The sequence below is a fragment of the Flavobacterium cupriresistens genome (genome assembly GCF_020911925.1).
Lineage (GTDB): Bacteria > Bacteroidota > Bacteroidia > Flavobacteriales > Flavobacteriaceae > Flavobacterium > Flavobacterium cupriresistens.
This window is the reverse complement of sequence record NZ_CP087134.1, coordinates 4,527,396-4,549,914: the sequence shown is the minus strand read 5'-3', so window position 1 is coordinate 4,549,914 and position 22,519 is coordinate 4,527,396. Positions and strand designations below refer to the sequence as shown.

At 39.4% G+C, this 22,519-nt stretch carries 7 protein-coding genes, 2 tRNA genes and 3 rRNA genes; 9 read left to right on the top strand and 3 right to left on the bottom strand.

Features of this window, described 5'->3' with window-relative positions; translation table 11 throughout:
• Positions 1-16 precede the first annotated feature (16 nt).
• Complete coding sequence (locus LNP23_RS18600; protein WP_230002366.1) at positions 17-6,982, bottom strand: type I polyketide synthase; 6,966 nt, start codon at positions 6,980-6,982, stop codon at positions 17-19.
• A gap of 800 nt (positions 6,983-7,782) precedes the next feature.
• Between LNP23_RS18600 and LNP23_RS18595 the strand changes: the two genes are divergently transcribed.
• From LNP23_RS18595 to rrf, 7 genes are all read left to right on the top strand, one after another.
• On the top strand, positions 7,783-9,504 hold the full coding sequence (locus tag LNP23_RS18595; RefSeq protein ID WP_230002365.1) for a flavin monoamine oxidase family protein: 1,722 nt from the start codon (positions 7,783-7,785) through the stop codon (positions 9,502-9,504).
• Between the two features lies 1 nt (position 9,505).
• Positions 9,506-11,266 (top strand): alpha-keto acid decarboxylase family protein, encoded by a 1,761-nt coding sequence (locus LNP23_RS18590; protein ID WP_230002364.1) that lies wholly within the window; start codon positions 9,506-9,508, stop codon positions 11,264-11,266.
• Positions 11,267-11,806: 540 nt separating this feature from the next.
• A 16S ribosomal RNA gene (locus LNP23_RS18585) occupies positions 11,807-13,320 on the top strand.
• A 124-nt stretch (positions 13,321-13,444) separates the two neighbouring features.
• Positions 13,445-13,518 (top strand) — tRNA-Ile (locus LNP23_RS18580).
• Positions 13,519-13,684: 166 nt separating this feature from the next.
• Positions 13,685-13,758, top strand: a tRNA-Ala gene (locus LNP23_RS18575).
• A 147-nt stretch (positions 13,759-13,905) separates the two neighbouring features.
• Positions 13,906-16,784 (top strand): 23S ribosomal RNA (locus tag LNP23_RS18570).
• Between the two features lie 167 nt (positions 16,785-16,951).
• Positions 16,952-17,061 (top strand): 5S ribosomal RNA (gene rrf / locus LNP23_RS18565).
• The 16S, 23S and 5S rRNA genes sit together here with 2 tRNA genes alongside, the layout of an rRNA operon.
• 657 nt (positions 17,062-17,718) lie before the next feature.
• Here rrf and LNP23_RS18560 read toward each other — a convergent pair.
• Together LNP23_RS18560 and LNP23_RS18555 are read right to left on the bottom strand one after the other, a co-directional pair.
• On the bottom strand, positions 17,719-18,954 hold the full coding sequence (locus tag LNP23_RS18560) for a sensor histidine kinase (protein WP_230002363.1): 1,236 nt from the start codon (positions 18,952-18,954) through the stop codon (positions 17,719-17,721).
• Between the two features lie 100 nt (positions 18,955-19,054).
• On the bottom strand, positions 19,055-20,398 hold the full coding sequence (locus tag LNP23_RS18555) for a sigma-54-dependent transcriptional regulator (RefSeq protein WP_230002362.1): 1,344 nt from the start codon (positions 20,396-20,398) through the stop codon (positions 19,055-19,057).
• Between the two features lie 140 nt (positions 20,399-20,538).
• Between LNP23_RS18555 and LNP23_RS18550 the strand changes: the two genes are divergently transcribed.
• The gene (locus tag LNP23_RS18550) at positions 20,539-21,780 is read left to right on the top strand and encodes an efflux RND transporter periplasmic adaptor subunit (RefSeq protein ID WP_230002361.1); all 1,242 of its coding nucleotides are present in this window, start codon (positions 20,539-20,541) and stop codon (positions 21,778-21,780) included.
• A gap of 23 nt (positions 21,781-21,803) precedes the next feature.
• Entirely contained in the window at positions 21,804-22,517 is a 714-nt protein-coding gene (locus LNP23_RS18545) for an ABC transporter ATP-binding protein (RefSeq protein WP_230002360.1), read from the top strand.
• Positions 22,518-22,519: the final 2 nt, after the last annotated feature.

Here is a 22,519-nt window from a genome sequence, read left to right as displayed (position 1 = left end):
ATGAATACAGCGGTTTTTACCAATTTTTACCGGACATGATTAATACTTGACTTTCGGTTCCATATTTGATTTCGTTCAGAAATAGTTCTTTTCCTTCCTCTAGTGGTATCAATGAAATTCCGCGACGTTCGTACTCATTTTCCAATGATGAGGTAACCATTCCAGCCCCTTTCCATGGTCCCCAGTTGATCGAGATTACTTTTCCTTTCAACCTTTTGTTTAAGGCATTGGCATAATCATCCAACACACTGTTTGCTGCTGCATAATCGGTCTGTCCTCTGTTACCATAGACCGAAGCGATGCTTGAAAACAGGACTACGAATTGACAATCGGAACGCAATTGTTCCGCCAGTACGCGTAAGGGTTTTACTTTTGTGTCAAAAACACGTTCAAATGAACTGGTTGTTTTCTGCTTGAAAAGTTTGTCTTCCAATAGACCTGCGCCATGAATGACACCATCTAATTGTCCGTATTGTTCATAAATATGATGGAGTAGTTGTGTCAATCCTTCTTCATCGCAAAGGTCTAAGGAGTGATATACTACTTTATTTCCCAATTGTTCCATGTGGTGAATGGTACTCAGGATTTGATTGTTTTTGAAAATACGAGAGGTCTCTTTTTCAATTTGAGGTGGCGTAGTGAAAGTACCGCTTTTGATGAGGTAGCTTCTGATTTCTTCTCTCGATTTCATTAACTCTACTTCTTTTGAATCGGCGATAACTTCTCTCGGGTCTATTGATCTGCCCACAAGAATGTAGGTACAGGGATAAGCTGCGGACATATGTTTGACCAGTTCAGAAGTAATGCCTTGCCCGCCTCCGAGGACTAAAACAACAGATTTTTGATCCAGTTGGACATGTGCCTGGTCAAGAGCTGTTAACATGGGCGAAGGTATCATGTCGACTTTGTGTCGTTGATTGTCTTTATAAATGACTTCAACTGATTGGTCTGTTGTCAGGATCTCACTTAATGCAATTGCCGCTATTTGATCCGTTTCCTGTGCCGTATTGAGACTGATCAACCTGAAGTTAATTTGTTCAAACTCACGGGCTAAACTTTTGAATAAGCCGGGATAACCCTGATAATGACGCAGTGCACGGAGGTCTTTTAATTCTTCAACATGTGCGGGGATATCTGAGATCAAATAAATCCATTGCGCTTTTTCAAGATCCATCTTTTTAATTAAACCAACGTGGTCGATGATACTATGTTTGACAGTAGCGGAGCCTATATCGGAAATAATCAGTCCATCAAAAATGCTCAAATCTTCTTCAACATGAACCAATTGCACAATTGCACCATGTTGTTCCAGTATCGTTTTAATTGCCGCTGTTTGAGTTCCATTGTCCGGGGCTATTGCAAATAACTTTCCTTTTAGTATTTCAGTATTCTGTCCTTCGGGAATAGCGGTTGGTATCAAATCAAATCGCAGGCGTGTTACTAAACTTTGTATGGGTTCAGTTGTGCTCATTTCACTTATCCAGATTGCCAGACCATTTAGCGTTTTTATGGCTGCTAATTTTTCCATAAGATCATCAGCTTGCTCCTGGTCAGCACCAAATCCGATTTTGACTTTTAGATCGCCGATGATTTCCATTCGTTTAATGGAATCGATACTTAAATCGGCTTCCAAATCCAGATCCAGTCCTAACATTTCTTTTGGATAGCCGGTTTTTTCACTCACGATATCTAAAATGATACTTTGTAGTTCTGCAAGTGTACAGGTAGTTTTATCTGCTGGTATAGCTGATTCGTGTGATAATTCAATTTTTGTTGTAGCTGAATCAACAGTGCCGGTGTATTCAGTAAGCCAGCTTAGAAGCCCATTTAAAGTCTTTATTGCTGACAGTTGTTCCATGACCGTATCTTCATTTTCATGAGCAACGGTAAGTATGCCGAGTTCACTGCGAAGTGTTCCGATGATTTCAATTCTTTTAATAGAATCAATACTGAGATCCGCTTCCAGATCCATTTCCATTCCTAACATTTCTTGAGGATAGCCTGTTTTTTCACACACTACAGTTAACAACAAGGATTTGATATCTGTTGCTGGTGTTTGTACGGTTACTTTAGAGATCGGTTTATCGTTGGTAATTAGCGTAGATACTAATGGATCAGCGGGTCTATTTTCTACTGCTGTAGCATAAACGGGAACGGGACTTAGGTGTCCCTGCTGTCCTAAGAAGGAAAGCATGACATCTCGTTGTGCTTGGATCAACATCTTCATGCTGTTTAAATATTCTTGTAGAATGTGTTCTACGGCAGGTTGTGTCTCAGGTGTTTGGATGATCGTAGCGTTTGTTATTTGAATGGGAGTTACTATAGGCAACGCACCATGAGCAGGTAATGTACCTGTTGTTGGATGAGCAGCTTGTCCATTTACCCGCCAAATCGTTGGACTTTTTTGGTAAAGGTCAGGTTGATCAATCTGGATTAAAGTCGCGTGTCTGTCTTCAAAAAGTTTATTTAAATTAAAGGTGTGACCAGTTCCAAGGTATTGCGCAAGCATACAAAGGAGATGGGTAAGACTGTTACGGTTGTTATCGTCGACATGTAGTGTCAGCTCTTCTTGGTTTAAGCAAGCTTTTGTTAATCCGGACAATACTTTTCCGGGACCTACTTCAATAAATATCCTTGCCCCATCGGCATACATCGCTTGGATTTCGTCAGCAAAATGTACAGGTTGGACCAAGTGATCGGTCAATTGTAGTTTGATATCAGCTGCCAAAGTAGGGTATAAGGTTGCTGTGGTGTTGGACCAAACCGGAATCTGCATTTCCTGAAAAGGAATTTCTTTCAAAACATTCGCATACAAATCTTTCGATTTACTTACCAAAGGACTGTGAAAGGCACAGGCGACCTCTAGTTTTTTGTATGAAATACGTTCGTTTTTAAGTAACACTATAAATTTGTCGATGGCTGCAGTGCTTCCGGCAACAACGCATTGAGTTGGTGAATTATAATTGACAGGATAACAATCTTGATGTTGGTCAAGAATCGTTTTCAAGCGATCTGCATCGATGTTTAGGGCTACCATAGTTCCGGGATCACCATCTTGAATAGCATCTAAAATAGATTGTGCCCGTTTGCTACTGAGTTCAACCAACTGTTGCTCGTCAAATACACCGGCAAAACATAATGCGGGTAACTCTCCATAACTATGTCCTGCCAACATATCAGGTATAATGCCAAATGACTGTAGCAATTGAGCTAAGGCAAGATCTACAATGCCTAAAAGAGGTTGCGCCAGACGTGTATCTTTAATAGTTTCTTTTTGGGTTTTTAATATCGCGGTATCAAATGTAGCGGAAGGAAAGACCACTTTTTCTAAATCCGGATATTGTGCGATAATTTTGCGCAAGGACGGAAATAGTACAAATAGCTCTCGTGCCATATGAAGGTGTTGGCTGCCTTGACCGGGGAACAGAAATGCAGTTTTACCGGCTCGTTTGTTGACAATAAAGATGTCTTTACTTTCAATGCCCGTTAACAAGAGTTCTATTTTCATTACCAAATCTTCGGCTGTATCTGCCACAATGCTTAGTTGAATCGGTTTTTCGGAACCGGCGACTAAGCTGTAAGCAATGTCTTTTAAGGTTAGGCTATCATTGATTTCCAATAAAGTTTTTACCTGCCCTAATTGAATTTTGGCTTGATCATAATCGTCACCACGGAAGACGAATAGTTCGGATGGCCAAGATTGTAGTATGGCGGTTTCTTCTTTTTGAGGATGATTTTCGATTACCATATGAAAATTGGTGCCGCCAAAGCCAAAGGCGCTAATACCGGCATACCGTTTTTTTTCGGACCATAATCCTGTTGCTGCGTGAAAAGCAAAAGGGCTTGTATCTGCATTGAAGTAGGCATTGGGCTGTTGCAGATGAAGAGTAGGAGGTTTTACGCCATGAAATACTGCCATAGCGGCTTTGATAAGTCCAGCTAAACCGGCAGCACATTTGGTGTGCCCAATTTGGGTTTTTACAGATCCCAGATGTGTCTGAGCCGGTAAAGCTCCCGACCTGCTAAATAAATTGGTGAGCGCAGTAAGTTCTGTTTTATCTCCGACTATTGTTCCGGTACCATGAGCTTCGACTAAACCAACAGCCGCTGCACTGATACCTGCTTGATCATAGGCACGTTCTAATGCGCGTACCTGACCAATTTTTCGTGGTGCTGTAAGACCAAGGGCTTTACCGTCGCTGGATCCTCCCACACCTTTAATAATGGAATAAATACGGTCACCATCACGTACAGCATCTTCATATCGTTTTAAAACCAAAATGGCCACCCCTTCGCCAAGAGCAATACCGTCGGCAGCACTGTCAAATGTTGCGCAACGTCCTTTGCGGGAGAGGGCATGTGTGCTGGAAAACATCAAATAATCGTTGATACCATTATGTAAATCGACTCCTCCGGAAAGTACCATATCCGATTTGCCCAATATCAGTTCCTGACATGCTAAATCAATGGCAGCCAGTGAGGAGGCACATGCAGCATCTACGGTAAAATTTCTTCCACCCAGATCCAAACGGTTGGTGATTCTTCCGGCAATAACATTGGCTAATATACCCGGGAACGAATCTTCAGTGGTATTTGGGAATGCTTTTTCTACTTCTTCATGAAGTTCTCCAAAAACTTGTTTATAATAACCTCTGAAACTGTAGCTGTTGGCAAGATCATTTCCTCCTTCAGCGCCGATTATAACCGATATATTTTCTCTGTTGATTTGTTTTTCACCATAACCGGCATCTTCCATGGCACGTTTGGCAACAAGTAAGGTTAAAAGCTGTGTGGGCTCTATCGCTGCAAGTGATTGTGGTGGAATACCAAATTCTATGGGATCAAAATCTATTTTTGGAATAAATCCACCCCATTTTGAATGGGATACATCTGAACCATTGGAATCAGGCTGATAATAGATTTCTTTATTCCATCGCTCGTCCGGTACTTCGGTGACGCAGTCTTTTCCAAGAATGATATTACACCAGTATTCTGCTAAATTTTTGGCACCCGGGAACACGCATTCCATACCTATAATAGCGATATCCAACGCTTTTTCGGTTGATGAAGGTTCTTGTGGCAATGCTGCCTGTTTAATATATTTTTGATTGTCGATCGCAACGTCATGGTGCAGTGATTCCAATGTAATCACTTGGTTGTGCATGGTGGCTACTTGTCCGATCATATACATGCCCAAATCGAGCTGTTGGTTTTGAGGTATAGTAACGAGTGCTTCACCTTGACGGTCAATACCTTTTGCTGCAATCCTGAGACGTCCTACATTCAGTTTTTCAAGTTGTTCCCAAATTTGCTTTTTGTCCATTCCAGTGGCTTGGAGTTTTTTCTTTTCCTCCTCAAAATATAAGGCGAATGCCGTATTTAAACAACGTGTTTCATGACCTGGTGCAGTTTCCAGCAGCACGGTATCTTTGGCTTGCATCGCTTGTTGCTGGAACTCTTGCTGAATGGCACCTGTACGCACAGCTTCCTGTGTATACAAATAGGCTGTTCCCATCAATACACCGACCTTTACACCTCGGGCAGCCAGAGGGGCAGCCATTATAGAGACAAAGGCTGTAGAAAAAGCATTATGAATTCCACCGGCAAAAAATACACTTATATTTTCCGGATGATCTTCTTTTAGGATGCGTTCGATTTGTTTTTCCCAAAGTACGGTGCTGGAGAGTGGGCCAACATGTCCACCACATTCCCGACCTTCAAAGACGAAATTTTTGGCACCTTCTTTTAGGAAAATATCCAATAATGCAGGGGATGGGACATGTAAAAAGGTTGTGATACCGGCTTTTTCAAATACTTTAGCTTGGGCAGGTCGCCCTCCCGCGATCAGTACTACCGGAGGTTTTGCTTCAAGGATATAAGCGGTCTGTTCTTCTCGCAATTCTTGTGGTGCAAAACCTAATATACCTACACCCCAAGTTTTATCGCCGGCAAGTTTTTTAGTTTCTACAACTAGTGCTCTTGCTTGTTCACCTTTGAGCAAGGAAAGCGCGATAAAAGGCAAAGCTCCCGTTTCTGCTACAGCATTGGCAAATGCCGGAACATCACTCACGCGGGTCATGGGGCCTTGTGCAATAGGGTAGCGCAGGCCAAGTTGTTTTGCTAATGGATTGTTCTGGTCAATAATTGGTGTTGCTTTTGCTTGCTTCAGATGGCCATATAGGGCTTCTTTAAATCCAAAAATCAATTTTTTTAGCGTTTTGAAATTTTCATGCAGCTCCGTTGCTAAAGCAATATCTTGTCCCATAGGAATGTAACTCCTGTTGAGGTCAAGGTCATTAAAATACTGTTCTAACTCTTCGATAGAAACATTTTCAGATAAAACAGGCGAATTGGGTCTAACCAAAACGCGATGATGTGCGATGATCTTGGTTTCTGTCCCATTTAATTTTGAACATAGATTTTTAAGTTCTTGAGGAATGGTACTTTCCGGATATAGTGCCAATTGACTGTCTAATACAATACCTTTTGCACCAAGTGCTGTTGCAGCAGCGGCCGTATGAAGGCCTATTCCTCCTTGTACCCATACCGGTATGGTGTTGATTTCTTGTATGATACGTTGAAATAAAACAAAGGTAGATTCATAACCAACTAATCCTGCAGCTTCGTTTCCTTTCACAATAATTCCAATAGCTCCCAGTTGTTCAGCCTCTCTTGCTTGCTCAAGATTACTTACCTGATAAATCCGTGATATATTAGGATAGGTGTTTATTGCGATCCCAAAGGGAAGGATAACTAGACTTACCTGCTCGGACAGTTGAAGTGATGCTAGCTTGTCATTTGTGAGATAGATACCGTAGGAAGGTATACTGATCCGGTCAAGTTGATTTAATGCTTCTTGAGCGATTGTTAGATCATTTCCTAAACTTAATACGGGGAATGCTCCGGCCTGATGTAGTGTAGACATCAAATTGACGTCAGGCTTTTCAAAAGGTGTTATTCCTATAATGGTTAAATTTTTCATTCGTTGATGATATTTAATTTATATATGGGGATAATAAAATTATAATTAAGACCTTAGGAGTAATATTCGCTAGTGAGGCATAGTAGAGTAAAAGTAGTTAATTTCTGCTAAATTTGTAAGAGACAATGTTAATTTTATGGTTATTTTTTTACATAAATGAGAAATAGCGGATTGTCATTAGTCTGGCGCTCAGAAATTAATTTATTTTTTAGCCCTTTTTAGGGATGTTTTTGATTTTTTCGTACGGTTATCTACTGTGTTTTTTTCTTTTTGGTAACATTCAGATCTCCATTAGTAATGACTTGATAACTTTGGACAGGTAAAGGAATTTTGATGAGATGTTACCTTTTAATGAATTGGTTCTCGGTGGGGATCTGGGGGTTGTAGGCAGGCTTTAATTGCTCGTTTTTCATGTTTTTTTGTTTGGTTCTCAGGAACGTGGCGGCAGGATCAGTTTTACTGTAAGAGTTTCTATTGGCTTCATAACATTTAAGTTAAGGCATAATGCTTTTTGTTAATCAAAGAATAAATACTACTATTCATAATTCTTTAACCTCTTAGAGCTATGAGTAGTTGACCGCTTTCTGTTTTAGTATCAATTAAAGTATCACCTCCACTTTTGAATACTTATTCTAAATAGCCTAAAATACTTTTTTAAATCAGAGAGATAAAAAAATTGGCTTTCTATCTCCTAAAAACAGGTAGAACTACGCACGATAATCAAAGTTTTAGTGAGTTTATTTGTTGTTAATAAAGATTTTATTCACATAGTATAAATCAAACAACTAAACTCCCTGATCATGGAAAACTACTTACATGGCTTACTCGATGAAGAAAAAGACCCAATTATTACGCAATATTTAAAATATATAGACGAAGGAATTCCACATACAGATAAGCCAAAAGACGTACTAATCATTGGTGCCGGAATGGCCGGAATGGTAGCTGGAGCGATGTTAAAGGAAGCGGGCCATAATGTAACGATAGTCGAATCTAATACCCGTGTTGGTGGAAGGATTAAGACTTTCCGAAATTCTACGGACAAAAAATACTTTGAAGACGATACCGTTTATGGCGAAGCCGGTGCAATGCGTATCCCGACTATACATAACATGGTACTCAGATACATCGAAAAACTAGGACTCAAAACAGAGCCTTTTTATTATTTGTCTGTCGATAAGGCTCAGGCAATTGCACATCAGGCAGATCCTGCCAAACCGGAACCGGAAGTTACAAGAAACTCTCTTTTCTATATTAACCGAAAACGTGTTGTCCAAAATGAATATATTCCAAAGGATAAGAAGAAAATTGTCGATGTAAATGAATTGCTCGACTTTAATTTGGGTAGTAGCGAAAACATGCGTGCCGACCAGTTAATGGCGAATCTCATCAATCCGCTTAAAGATTTTATTGCAGAAGATCCGATGAAAAACTGGCCGTTGCTGATCGAGCGTTACGGAGAATATTCGATGCGTCGATTCTTGAAAGAACATTCTATGTACTCAGAAAATGCTATCGAAATGATTGGTGTCATTCAAAACCTGGAATCCAGGATGGCTTACGATTTTATCCAGAGTTTTATAGAGCAGAATATTATTAAAGATTCTACGCAATTTATGGAAATTGTAGGAGGATGTGACATGCTGCCCAATGCCTTTTTTAAAGCCCATAAACTAGAAGAAAATACCTATTTCGATTGCAGGATGACAAAAATGATGCTTGTCAATGAGAAGGTAAAAATAGAGGTAAACATAGAGGTGAAGCGCGACTCCCAGTTTTATGAAGATGCAGGGTACAAAGCATTAGAAACATCTGTTAGTGATATGGAATTTGATGAAGTAATTGTGACTATACCTTTTTCGGCACTAAGGCACGTTTATGTAACACCACAATTCGAGCAAGAAAAACGAAAAGCAATTCGGGAATTGCATTATGATTCTGCTACTAAAATATTGCTTGAATTTCGTGAAAAATGGTGGCAGGAAGCACCGTATAATATCGTTGGGGGTGGTACAATTACTGATTTTTCCAACCGTTTTACGTATTATCCGAGTAATGATTTAGGAAGTAAAGGGCATGGTGTAGTACTGGCTTCCTATTGCTGGTCAGACGAAGCGAGCCGCTGGGATTCTATGGATGATGATGACAGGTATTTCTATGCACTTAAAAATCTTGCCATTATGCACTCCGATGATAAGAAAGAACAGCAACGCATTATCGACCTTGCTGTAATCACTTCAAGCATCAAAAACCGCAAAGGGGAAACCGGAAAATTAATTGGTGCCGCAACACAAAGTTGGATGCGTGATCCTTATGCTTATGGCGAAGCAGCAATCTTTAACCCGGGTCAGCTGCAGTTATTACAGCGTCATATCATTTCGACCGATTGGCAAGGAAAAGCACATTTCGCTGGAGAGCATACTTCCCTGAAACATGCCTGGATAGAAGGTGCTATCGAGTCCGGAATCCGTACCGCACTGGAAGTTAACGAAAATACAGGTAATCTCAATAACCCGATTTAAGATGTCAGAGAAAAAAATATCAGTTGCAAAATACCTGCAAATACGCCTTGAACAATTAGGTCTCACCCACTTATTTGGTATTGCGGGCAATTATACCGCACCGTTTTTAAATACGATCCTTGAGGACAAAAACGCGAAAATTAAAATCGTTAATGATACAAATGAAATAAATGCCGGACACTGTACCGATGCTTATGCAAGACAAAATGGTTTTGCAGCAGTAGCGGTAACTTATGGAGTGGGAGCATTTACATTGTTGAATTCCGTTGCAGGTTCTTATGTAGAACATTGTCCTGTGCTTGTCATTAATGGGGCTCCGACCAACAAAGATCAGCAGCGAAGCCTTGTTCAAGGCATGCTGGCATCACATATGACAGGTGATATGTACAGTAACATCAATGTCTTCCGAAATGTTACCGTTGCGGCAGAACAAATCACAGGTTCATCAGATGCTCCTTATAAAATTGATGCAGTGCTGAATGCCTGTATTTTATATGGAAGACCGGTTTACCTTGAGGTTTTTGAAGATGCATGGCGAATGGAATGTAATCCGCCTGTCGCTCCATTGGTAGAAAGAGAGACATCAAAATGTCAAACAAGCGCACGCAAGGCAGCACAAAGAGTCGCTGCGATGGCTCGTGGAAAAGAAATCATTTTCTGGGGCGGAATTGAAATCCAGCGCTACGGTATTCAAAAAGAATTCCTGGATCTGATTGAAACTACCAATACGGAATTTGTAACTTCCATACTCGGGAAATCAATCGTATCCGAAAACCATCCTAAGTTCAAAGGGGTTTTTAATGGCAAGGCATCTCCAAAAGATGTTAAGGAACAATTCGAAAAAGCCCAGCTAAAAATAGGCCTTGGTGTATGGACCACCGGTAAAAACCTGGGTGGTTTTGATGTTTGGAAAGACGATACGGTACTTGCCAATCACAGCGGTGTCAGGATAGGTCCTTCTTATGTAGCGAATGTATCGCTAAGGGATTTTATGATATTTCTGAAAGAAGAACTTACCAAAGTTACCTTTAGTGCCTACGAAATGTATGACACAAATTACCTGCCTGAATCATTTTTTGTAGCTGATGACGAGATAACGGAAAAAGAGAAACCAGCCCTTACCTACGATACTTTTTTTCAACGTATCAATAGCTTTATAAATGGTAGTCATATAGTAGTTGCCGATGCCGGTTTCCCTTTATTGGGTGCCCAAGGCATTCGTATTGCAGAACCTAATGGATTTGTGGCGCAGGCATCATGGCTTTCTATCGGTTATTCGGTACCTGCTGCAACCGGAATAAAATGTGCAAGACCTGATAAAAGACCAGTAGTATTTGTTGGAGATGGTGCTTTTCAGGAAACCTGTCAGGCAATATCAACACAGAATAAATTGAAACATGATACTATTGTTTTTGTGTTGGATAATGGTATTTATGGTATTGAACAAATGCTTGTGAACCCAAATCCTTTCCGTGGCGCTGACAAAGTAGAATATAGTATCCCCGATTTAAACAGCGTTTATGACTACAATGAAATGCACCGTTGGAAATATGCCAAGCTCGTTGATGTATTTGGGGGAAAAGGTTTTGAAGTTAGCAGTCTCGACGAACTCGAAGAAGTTTTGGAACAACTTGATACTATTAAGGAAAATACAATTATACATGTGAACATTCCAAAGACATCCATTCCGGAAGCGATTGCTTACAAAACAGAAGAGCCGGGTGAGGATGAATTTTTAGATAAAGACTGGAATTTATGTTAAGTTAAAAATCAGAGACTTTGTTGTATCTGTGTGTAACTTGTTGTCTTTAGTGCTTTGAAAAATATTATATGAATAGCAAAGGACATTGTTATCCTACAATAGTAATTTACAGAGCGCGCATTAGTGTCTATATATCGTATGAGGTTTTGAAAATTTTCATTAAAGCTTGGTAGATGTTGTAAATTATGTAAAAATAGAGTTCGTAGAATCAATGTTTTTGCTGAAATAGCACAAAAGAAAGAATAATCTTAAAATTACTTAAAGAGTTTTTTAGTGTAAACTTTATGTTATCAGATTGTTATGAAAAACTTTGAAAAAAAGAGTAAAAAAAGAGGGTTGAAAGTATTGTAAATGTGAATTAAAGATGTAATTTTGCACCCGCTTTGCAACACAAGCGAAACACAGAAACACACGTTCGTAGACATATTGAATTGACAGCCGTTTTAACAGAGATGTTAAAACAAAAGAATAAGAGTAATAGAATCGAGAGATTCGAAAAGAAGCACTAGAGAACGCATCGCAATATAATATAAAAAATATACGATGAAGAGTTTGATCCTGGCTCAGGATGAACGCTAGCGGCAGGCTTAACACATGCAAGTCGAGGGGTAGAGTTCTTCGGAGCTTGAGACCGGCGCACGGGTGCGTAACGCGTATGCAATCTACCTTTTACAGAGGGATAGCCCAGAGAAATTTGGATTAATACCTCATAGTATAATTGAATGGCATCATTTAATTATTAAAGTCACAACGGTAAAAGATGAGCATGCGTCCCATTAGCTAGTTGGTAAGGTAACGGCTTACCAAGGCTACGATGGGTAGGGGTCCTGAGAGGGAGATCCCCCACACTGGTACTGAGACACGGACCAGACTCCTACGGGAGGCAGCAGTGAGGAATATTGGACAATGGGCGCAAGCCTGATCCAGCCATGCCGCGTGCAGGATGACGGTCCTATGGATTGTAAACTGCTTTTGTACAGGAAGAAACACTGGTTCGTGAACCAGCTTGACGGTACTGTAAGAATAAGGATCGGCTAACTCCGTGCCAGCAGCCGCGGTAATACGGAGGATCCAAGCGTTATCCGGAATCATTGGGTTTAAAGGGTTCGTAGGCGGTTTGGTAAGTCAGTGGTGAAAGCCCATCGCTCAACGGTGGAACGGCCATTGATACTGCTAGACTTGAATTATTAGGAAGTAACTAGAATATGTAGTGTAGCGGTGAAATGCTTAGAGATTACATGGAATACCAATTGCGAAGGCAGGTTACTACTAATATATTGACGCTGATGGACGAAAGCGTGGGTAGCGAACAGGATTAGATACCCTGGTAGTCCACGCCGTAAACGATGGATACTAGCTGTTGGGCGCAAGTTCAGTGGCTAAGCGAAAGTGATAAGTATCCCACCTGGGGAGTACGTTCGCAAGAATGAAACTCAAAGGAATTGACGGGGGCCCGCACAAGCGGTGGAGCATGTGGTTTAATTCGATGATACGCGAGGAACCTTACCAAGGCTTAAATGTAGATTGACCGGTTTGGAAACAGACTTTTCGCAAGACAATTTACAAGGTGCTGCATGGTTGTCGTCAGCTCGTGCCGTGAGGTGTCAGGTTAAGTCCTATAACGAGCGCAACCCCTGTTGTTAGTTGCCAGCGAGTCATGTCGGGAACTCTAACAAGACTGCCAGTGCAAACTGTGAGGAAGGTGGGGATGACGTCAAATCATCACGGCCCTTACGCCTTGGGCTACACACGTGCTACAATGGCCGGTACAGAGAGCAGCCACTGGGCGACCAGGAGCGAATCTACAAAACCGGTCACAGTTCGGATCGGAGTCTGCAACTCGACTCCGTGAAGCTGGAATCGCTAGTAATCGGATATCAGCCATGATCCGGTGAATACGTTCCCGGGCCTTGTACACACCGCCCGTCAAGCCATGGAAGCTGGGGGTGCCTGAAGTCGGTGACCGCAAGGAGCTGCCTAGGGTAAAACTGGTAACTAGGGCTAAGTCGTAACAAGGTAGCCGTACCGGAAGGTGCGGCTGGAACACCTCCTTTCTAGAGCCTAAGTGTTAGCAAGCAATTGCACGGTTAGGAAAAAAGATGCAGATCTAAATGTTTCTGAATCATGAAATTTTATTACTCTTGCTGTTAGTTCAAATAATAAATTTAAGTAAAACAGAGTCTCGTAGCTCAGCTGGTTAGAGTACTACACTGATAATGTAGGGGTCGGCAGTTCGAGTCTGCCCGGGACTACTTTTTAAAGAGAATTAATTAAAAATCAAAAATTTATAATTAAAAGTAACTTAAAAAGACTGAAAAGCTTAAAAAAAGGAAATTCTAGAAGTTGGAATTCACCAAAGAAATTAGAGAAGAATTAAGAAATCTAAAATCTGAATTCTACAATCTAAGATTGCAAAATGGGGGATTAGCTCAGCTGGCTAGAGCGCCTGCCTTGCACGCAGGAGGTCAACGGTTCGACTCCGTTATTCTCCACTGATTTACTATAAAAGTAGTAAATAAAAGTTCATTGACATATTGAGATAAGAAATAATAAAAAGTAGAAAGCGTTTTTTGTTATTGGTAGTAATACGGATAATAAAAGACAAAAAAAAACGGTCATAATTGATTTTATGATTGGTACAATAAGCAAAATAAGGGCGTATGGGGGATGCCTTGGCTCTCAGAGGCGATGAAAGGCGTGATAAGCTGCGAAAAGCTACGGGGACGGGCACACACCGATTGATCCGTAGATACCTGAATGGGGCAACCCACTATGTTGAAGACATAGTACACCGATAGGTGGGCAAACCCGCTGAACTGAAACATCTAAGTAGGCGGAGGAGAAGAAAACAAAAGTGATTCCGTAAGTAGTGGCGAGCGAACGCGGATTAGCCCAAACCAATGTTGTTACGGCAAGATTGGGGTTGTAGGACCACGACATTTTATGCACAAGGAACTAGAAGTGACTGGAAAGTTATGCCATAGAGAGTGATAGCCTCGTATAGGTAACAAGTGTAATAGATAGTGGTATCCTGAGTAGGGCGGGGCACGTGAAACCCTGTCTGAATTTGGCGGGACCATCCGCTAAGGCTAAATACTCCTGAGAGACCGATAGTGAACCAGTACCGTGAGGGAAAGGTGAAAAGAACCGTGAATAACGGAGTGAAATAGATCCTGAAACCATACGCTTACAAGCGGTCGGAGCCCTTTCGTGGGGTGACGGCGTGCCTTTTGCATAATGAGCCTACGAGTTAACGTTGCTGGCAAGGATAAGTGGTTAAGCCACGGATCCGTAGCGAAAGCGAGTCTGAATAGGGCGCTTTAGTCAGTAGTGTTAGACGCGAAACCGTGTGATCTACCCATGGGCAGGATGAAGCGCTGGTAACACAGTGTGGAGGTCCGAACCGGTTGACGTTGAAAAGTCTTCGGATGACCTGTGGGTAGGGGTGAAAGGCCAATCAAACTCGGAAATAGCTCGTACTCCCCGAAATGCATTTAGGTGCAGCGTTATTTTAGTTATATAGAGGTAGAGCTACTGATTGGATGCGGGGGCTTCACCGCCTACCAATTCCTGACAAACTCCGAATGCTATATAATGATTGATAACAGTGAGGGCTTGGGTGCTAAGGTCCAAGTCCGAGAGGGAAAGAACCCAGACCATCAGCTAAGGTCCCCAAATATATGCTAAGTTGAAAGAACGAGGTTTGTCTGCCCAGACAGCTAGGATGTTGGCTTGGAAGCAGCCATTCATTTAAAGAGTGCGTAACAGCTCACTAGTCGAGCGGACGAGCATGGATAATAATCGGGCATAAGCATATTACCGAAGCTATGGATTTACAGTTTACTGTAAGTGGTAGGGGAGCATTCTAACAGGGTTGAAGGTGTATCGTAAGGTATGCTGGACTGGTTAGAAAAGAAAATGTAGGCATAAGTAACGATAATGCGGGCGAGAAACCCGCACACCGAAAAACTAAGGTTTCCACAGCTATGCTAATCAGCTGTGGGTTAGTCTGGTCCTAAGGCGAACCCGAAAGGGACAGTCGATGGCTAACGGGTTAATATTCCCGTACTACTAATTACTGTGATGGGGTGACGGAGTGATGAAAGCGCCGCGAACTGACGGAATAGTTCGTTGAAGTACCTACCTATAAGCTGCGCAGGCAAATCCACGCGGCTTGGGGAAATACGATAGTACTCGGAGTCTTCGGACAAAGAGATAGTGCGCCTAAGGGCTTCCAAGAAAAACCTCTAAACTTCAGGTAATTAGTACCAGTACCGTAAACCGACACAGGTAGTTGAGGAGAGAATCCTAAGGTGCTCGAGAGATTCATGGCTAAGGAATTAGGCAAAATAGACCTGTAACTTCGGGAGAAAGGTCGCCAGCGCAAGCTGGCCGCAGTGAAGAGGTCCAGGCGACTGTTTATCAAAAACACAGGGCTCTGCAAAATCGTAAGATGAAGTATAGGGCCTGACACCTGCCCGGTGCTGGAAGGTTAAGAGGAGATGTTATCTTCGGAGAAGCATTGAATTGAAGCCCCAGTAAACGGCGGCCGTAACTATAACGGTCCTAAGGTAGCGAAATTCCTTGTCGGGTAAGTTCCGACCTGCACGAATGGTGTAACGATCTGGACACTGTCTCAGCCATGAGCTCGGTGAAATTGTAGTAACGGTGAAGATGCCGTTTACCCGCAGTGGGACGAAAAGACCCTGTGCACCTTTACTATAGCTTAGTATTGACCTTGGATAAATGATGTGTAGGATAGGTTGGAGACTGTGAAGTGGCGTCGCTAGGCGTTGTGGAGTCATTGTTGAAATACAACCCTTTGTTTATCTGAGGCCTAACCCCGCGTTGTGGGGGACATTGCTTGGTGGGTAGTTTGACTGGGGTGGTCGCCTCCAAAAGAGTAACGGAGGCTTCTAAAGGTTCCCTCAGTACGCTTGGTAACCGTGCGTAGAGTGCAATGGCATAAGGGAGCTTGACTGAGAGACATACAGGTCGATCAGGTACGAAAGTAGAGCATAGTGATCCGGTGGTTCCGCATGGAAGGGCCATCGCTCAAAGGATAAAAGGTACGCCGGGGATAACAGGCTGATCTCCCCCAAGAGCTCATATCGACGGGGGGGTTTGGCACCTCGATGTCGGCTCGTCACATCCTGGGGCTGGAGAAGGTCCCAAGGGTTGGGCTGTTCGCCCATTAAAGTGGCACGCGAGCTGGGTTCAGAACGTCGTGAGACAGTTCGGTCTCTATCTACTGTGGGCGTTAGAAATTTGAGTGGATCTGATTCTAGTACGAGAGGACCGAATTGGACAAACCTCTAGTGTATCTGTTGTCCCGCCAGGGGCACCGCAGAGTAGCTACGTTTGGAAGGGATAAGCGCTGAAAGCATATAAGCGCGAAACCCACCACAAGATGAGATTTCTTTTAAGGATCGTGGAAGATGACCACGTTGATAGGCTATAGATGTAAAGGCAGTAATGTCATAGTCGAGTAGTACTAATAATCCGTAAGCTTATGTACACCCTTTTCCCCACACTTCGGTGTGGGGAAGAAACTTTCTCCCTTCGACTCATGTCAAGGACTTTTTTATATTCTTTATCTCAGTATGTTAAGATATTGTTGCAATTATTTAATTATTAATATTAAATTTTTAATTAATTGTACGTTACCTCAAGTAACAACGACCTTAAGGTGGTTATTGCGGCGGGGCTCACCTCTTCCCATCCCGAACAGAGTAGTTAAGCCCGCCTGCGCAGATGGTACTGCAGTTATGTGGGAGAGTATGTCGTCGCCTTTCTTTTAAAAACCCTATCCAAATCGGATAGGGTTTTTTGTTTTATATAACTTTTTGGTTGTTGGTTTTTTTAAACCATATAAGTGATGTAAGTTCAGTTTAGATTTACTTTGCGACTCCTTGCGTAAATCCTTGCGTGCTTTGCGGTTAAGCAGCACATATAGGAAACGCCATTATAACTGCTGTAATGATCAAATTTACAGATATAAATTGGGTAGTTTCATCTAAAATTTTTCTTTGTATTGTTTATGAAATCTTTGTGAACTTGGTGTTTAAAAGAGGTTAGAGGGTAATTTAGTAAACTGAATGTAATAGTACAGAATAAACAATGACCAGAATAACGTCAGCAAGATTATTAATACCTCTAGTAGCTTAATAACACTTAAATACTCAGGTGTTGATATTGTAGAATGCCTATAGCAAAATAAAGCGAAATTTGAAGGGTAAGAATACAAAAAAAGATTGTTAGAATTGAAACTATTGCTGTTATCTTAATAGTAGTAACCATTTACAAGATCAAGAGTATTGGAATATAAAAAGTATTACTGATGCCGGAACTTATGATACAAGTGCAAAAATTAGGTACCAAGTATTAAAGACAGAGATACTTGCTAATTAAGTGTTTGTTTTTTTTGTAAAAATATAATAGTATTGAAAGTACTATTCATCTAAAAGACAAATCGAAAAAGTTGTTTTCTTATTTATAATGCGGTAAGTAAGATAACCACCATGGGATTCAATAATACTTTTTGACAATGTCAATCCAATTCCTGCTCCTTCTTTGCGAGTAGTAAAAAAGGGTAAAAATATTTTCTTTTGTATTTCTTTTTCAATACCCCTTCCTGAGTCGCTAATCATAATAAAAGTTCTCCTCTCTTTGATTTCGGCGGAAATAATAATTTGTTTTTTTTCCATTCCAGCCAAAGCGTGAATGCAATTTGTCAAAAGATTAATGAGTACCTGTTCCATTTGTTGATTATCAATGGATATGAGACGGTCGAAAGAAATGGTATTTATAACTTCAATATTTTCTTTTTCAAATAGGACAGCCATAATTTTCAGACCATTTTCAATCCACTTCGATAATTCAGTGCTTAGTTTTTTGGGTGCAGGGAGCATGGCTAATTTGCGATAACTTTCGACAAACTGTTGTAAATGATCGCTTCGTCTTAATATAGTAGACACGCTATTTTTGACATCTTCCAGATCTTCTGTTGAAATGACTTCCTGCTGTACTAATTCTTGCAGATTTTTAGAAATAGATCTTATTGGGGTTATGGAATTCAAAAGTTCATGAGAAATCACATTCATAAGATTTACCCAGGCTTGTTTTTCTTTTTTTTCTATTAAATTTTGAATGGAGTTCAGTAAAATAATAAAATAATCCTGATCATAAATTTCGCTTCTGGAAGTTTGCATTACATAAAGCTGTGCATCTTGGTGCTTAAAGCTTATTTCCAGTGGTATTTTTACTTCCTTAAAATCATTTTTTTCAATAATTTGGTACAGAGAGGGTAGAAATTTTTTAAGATATTTCCACTTTGTTATTTTCGGTATATCAAAATGCTTTGAAAAATAATTATTCATCAAAAAGACATCCCAATCTTCTCCCTCTTTTTTTAGAATAATTATCCCTGTATCTATGTTGTTTAAAATGGAACGATAAATAATATCTTTTGATATTTCTAAACTCTCTTTATTTTTTAAAGTTTCATATAATTGAAATAAGTTCGCATAATTTTTATAAGATTTATGTTTTGAAAAATCGGATGAGAAATCATTATTTAAAATTGAAATAATTGTTTTATCGTAAAGTAAAAATGCATTTTTTATATAATAACAAATTTCAATAATTAGAAATAAAATTATAAGTAGAAAAAATACAAACGAAAGCAACAAGTTTTTTTTAAGTAGAAATAGGGAAATTTCGGTGCAACAAAGAATTAAAAGTATTTTAAAGATTACGACTTGAAACGTTTTAAAAGATTTGAACATGTTATTTAGTACTAATATTATATTTCTCAAAACGTCTGTATAGTGCTGCTCTGGACAAACCTAATTCCTCTGCTGTTTTTAGGATGTTATTATTGTTTTTTGCTAATATTTTTTCAATAGCAGTTTTTTCAACTGCTGAAAGTTGAATATCCGTATTTTCTATTTTTGTTATTTTTTCCAAATCTAAATCGGAGGAATTAATAAGATTGTTTTCGCAGATAATTACGGCACGTTCTATTCGGTTTTCCATTTCTCTTATGTTTCCCTTCCAAGCATGAATTTTTATTTGATCCAAGGCTTTTTCATCAAAGGTTATAGCATCCTTGTTGTATTTAGTAAGCATTTTATTTAAAAGGTAATGGGCTAATGGGATTTTATCTTCCTCTCTATCTCTTAACGGAGGCAAAGTAATTTCCATTGTATTAATACGATAGTACAAATCTTCACGAAAATTCTTATCCTCAACCTCTTGTTGCAACTCTAAATTAGTGGCAGTAATAATGCGCACATCCAGAGGTCTCGCAGTTGATTCACCTAATCTTGTTACTGTTTTGGTTTGAATTACCTGCAAAAGTTTAGCTTGCAGATGGAGGGGTACATTTCCGATTTCATCCAAAAAAATAGTCCCTGTTTGGGCCATTTCAAAACGTCCGGCGGTATCGCTTTTGGCGTCTGTAAAAGCACCTTTTGCGTAACCAAACAATTCACTTTCAAAAATATTAGAATTTAATGAACCCAGATCTACATGAATAAAAGGATTGTTTCCTCTTTCAGATTGACAATGAATATAATGCGATAAAACAAATTTACCCGTTCCATTCTCTCCAAGGATTAAAACATTAGCATCCGTTTTAGCTACTTTATCAGCTAATGAATACGCTTTTTTCATTACCTCTGAATTACTTAAGAAATAATCAGTTGTATTTTTTTTACTATTTGTTTTTTTAATTCCCTTCCGACTCTTATGAACAGCTTGTTTCACAATATCTAACAATTCTTCGTTCGTCCATGGCTTTAAAATATAGTCAAAAGCACCAGATTTTAAACCTTTGACAGCTGTTTCTATTTTGCCAAAAGAGGTCATTAAAATAACAACAGTAGTTGGTGAAATTGTTTTTATTTCTTTTAATAAACGTAATCCCTCTTTTCCGTCTTCAAATCCTATTCTATAATTCATATCCAGCAAGACCACATTAATGCTATTTTCCTTTAATATGTCAATCATATTTGCCGGATTATTAATGGTGTAAATAGATTCAAAATATTTTTTCAATAGCAATTTTGAAGCAAAAAGAATATCTTCTTGATCATCTATAACTAATATGGAAGCGTTAGTCTTGTTCATGATTGTTCATTTTCGTACACACCGTGTTCAAAAACGAACACTTTTCAGATTTCTTTAAAAATAATAACTTAAAAATAAGGCTATTACGAAATTTGGATTTATGGCACAATATTCTCTTTAAGGGTTAGTAAATAATTGCAATGGACAGTAAAGTAGTACGTAAAAGTAGCAAAAATAAATATCTAATAATCTCTTTCATAATTATGTTGTTTTTGGGGTATTTCATTTTTATTTCAGCCACTAAAAAAAGAACCCTCACTATAAAAAAGAGTGAAATAACTATTAAAACAATTGAAAGGAATTCTTTCGAAGATTTCATGTCTTTTCAAGCTAAAGCGGTTCCTTTAAATTCAATGCTGATTAATATTATTGAAGGTGGTGCAGTTCAGGAAATTTTTGTTGAAAATGGCGATCGTGTAACAAAAGGACAGTCATTGGTAAGATTATATAATCCAAATGCTGAGTTGGCTTATATGCAACAAGAAACAGCAATTATTGAACAAATTAATAATTTGAATAAAGCTAAGCTTGATTTAAGAAATCAAGAATTGAGTTTAGCAAAAGATTTGATTTCAATTGGACATGATTATCAAGATGCTGAAGATTTATATGACTTGAATAAAAAGCTCTTTGAAGAACAAATACTGGCAAAAAGTGAGTGGGTGAAGACTAAAGAAAATTTTCGTTTTCAGCAAGAGCGGATGAATATTATTAAACAAAGTGTAAAGAAGGAGAAGCAGGCAAATCAAATCCAAATAGTGCAGCTTAATCAGTCCATTGCTGTTATGAATAAAAGTTTAGAGGTGCTACGAAATAACCAAAAGAACTTTTTAATTACAGCTCCTCTTTCCGGAAGATTATCTTCTTTTGAGCCAATTTTGGGTAAGACTTATACCCAGAATACAAGTATCGGGACTATCGATGACAGGAAGGGGTATAAACTTTCGGCAGACGTTGATGAATTCTATCTGGATAGAATAGCAATCGGTCAAAAAGGAACTGTGGATTTTAATGATAAGACCGTTGATGTTCAAATAACAAGAGTAATTCCCGAAGTAAAGAGCGGAAGGTTTCAAGTAGAATTAGATTTTGTGTCCGCAAATAAACTAGATTTAAAGCAAGGTTTAAGTTTCGGAGTTAAATTAAATCTTTCTGAAAAGACAAAGACCAACCTATTGGCTAAGGGAGGTTTCTATGGAGAAACCAGTGGAAAATGGATTTTTGTAGTTAATGGAAATAAAGCTGAACGAAGAGAGATCAAACTAGGTAGAGAAAACCCTTTGTACTATGAAATCATAGGTGGATTGAAAACAGGCGAAAAAGTGATCACTTCTTCCTATAAAGATTATAAACAAGTAGAAGTATTAGACCTACAAGAATAGATAAAAATTTAAAAAAAATAACGATGATTGAAATTAAGAATCTTTCAAAAGTTTTTAGAACAGAGGAAGTTGAAACAAAGGCATTAAGTAATATTACTCTAAAAGTAAATCAAGGAGATTTTGTTTCCATTATGGGGCCATCAGGAAGTGGAAAATCAACCTTATTGAATATTTTAGGATTGTTAGACAGTGCCGATAGTGGAAGTTATCAGTTGGTGAATAAAGAAATGGTTGGATTAAAAGAAAAAGACAGATCCAAAGCAAGAAAAGAAAATATTGGATTCATATTCCAAAATTTTAATTTGATTGACGAACTTTCTGTCTACGATAATATAGAACTACCACTAATTTATAATAAGGTTTCGGCGGTAGCACGAAAAAGAAAGATAGAAGTGATAGCTAATAAATTAGGAATTTCTCACCGATTAAAACATTTTCCACAGCAGCTTTCAGGAGGACAACAACAGCGTGTTGCTGTAGCAAGAGCGCTAATCAATGATCCATTACTTATTTTAGCTGACGAGCCAACGGGAAATTTGGATAGTAAAAGTGGGAATGAAGTTATAGAATTATTAATGGATTTACACGCTAATGGTGCAACAATTATAATGGTAACACATTCTGAACATGATGCGTCTTTTTCTCAGAGAACCATTTTGATGAAAGATGGTGAAATCGTATTGGAGAAAAATAACAGTAGAAATTTTGATGTATTGGTAAAAGAATCTAAAAATTAAAA

What these genes read in the sequence shown, in the direction of transcription:
- LNP23_RS18600 (WP_230002366.1), bottom strand. Translation starts at nt 6,982, where the DNA reads ATGAAAAATTTAACCATTATAGGAATAACACCTTTTGAAAAGCCTGAC.
- LNP23_RS18595 (WP_230002365.1), top strand. Translation starts at nt 7,783, where the DNA reads ATGGAAAACTACTTACATGGCTTACTCGATGAAGAAAAAGACCCAATT.
- LNP23_RS18590 (WP_230002364.1), top strand. Translation starts at nt 9,506, where the DNA reads ATGTCAGAGAAAAAAATATCAGTTGCAAAATACCTGCAAATACGCCTT.
- LNP23_RS18555 (WP_230002362.1), bottom strand. Translation starts at nt 20,398, where the DNA reads ATGAACAAGACTAACGCTTCCATATTAGTTATAGATGATCAAGAAGAT.
- LNP23_RS18550 (WP_230002361.1), top strand. Translation starts at nt 20,539, where the DNA reads ATGGACAGTAAAGTAGTACGTAAAAGTAGCAAAAATAAATATCTAATA.
- LNP23_RS18545 (WP_230002360.1), top strand. Translation starts at nt 21,804, where the DNA reads ATGATTGAAATTAAGAATCTTTCAAAAGTTTTTAGAACAGAGGAAGTT.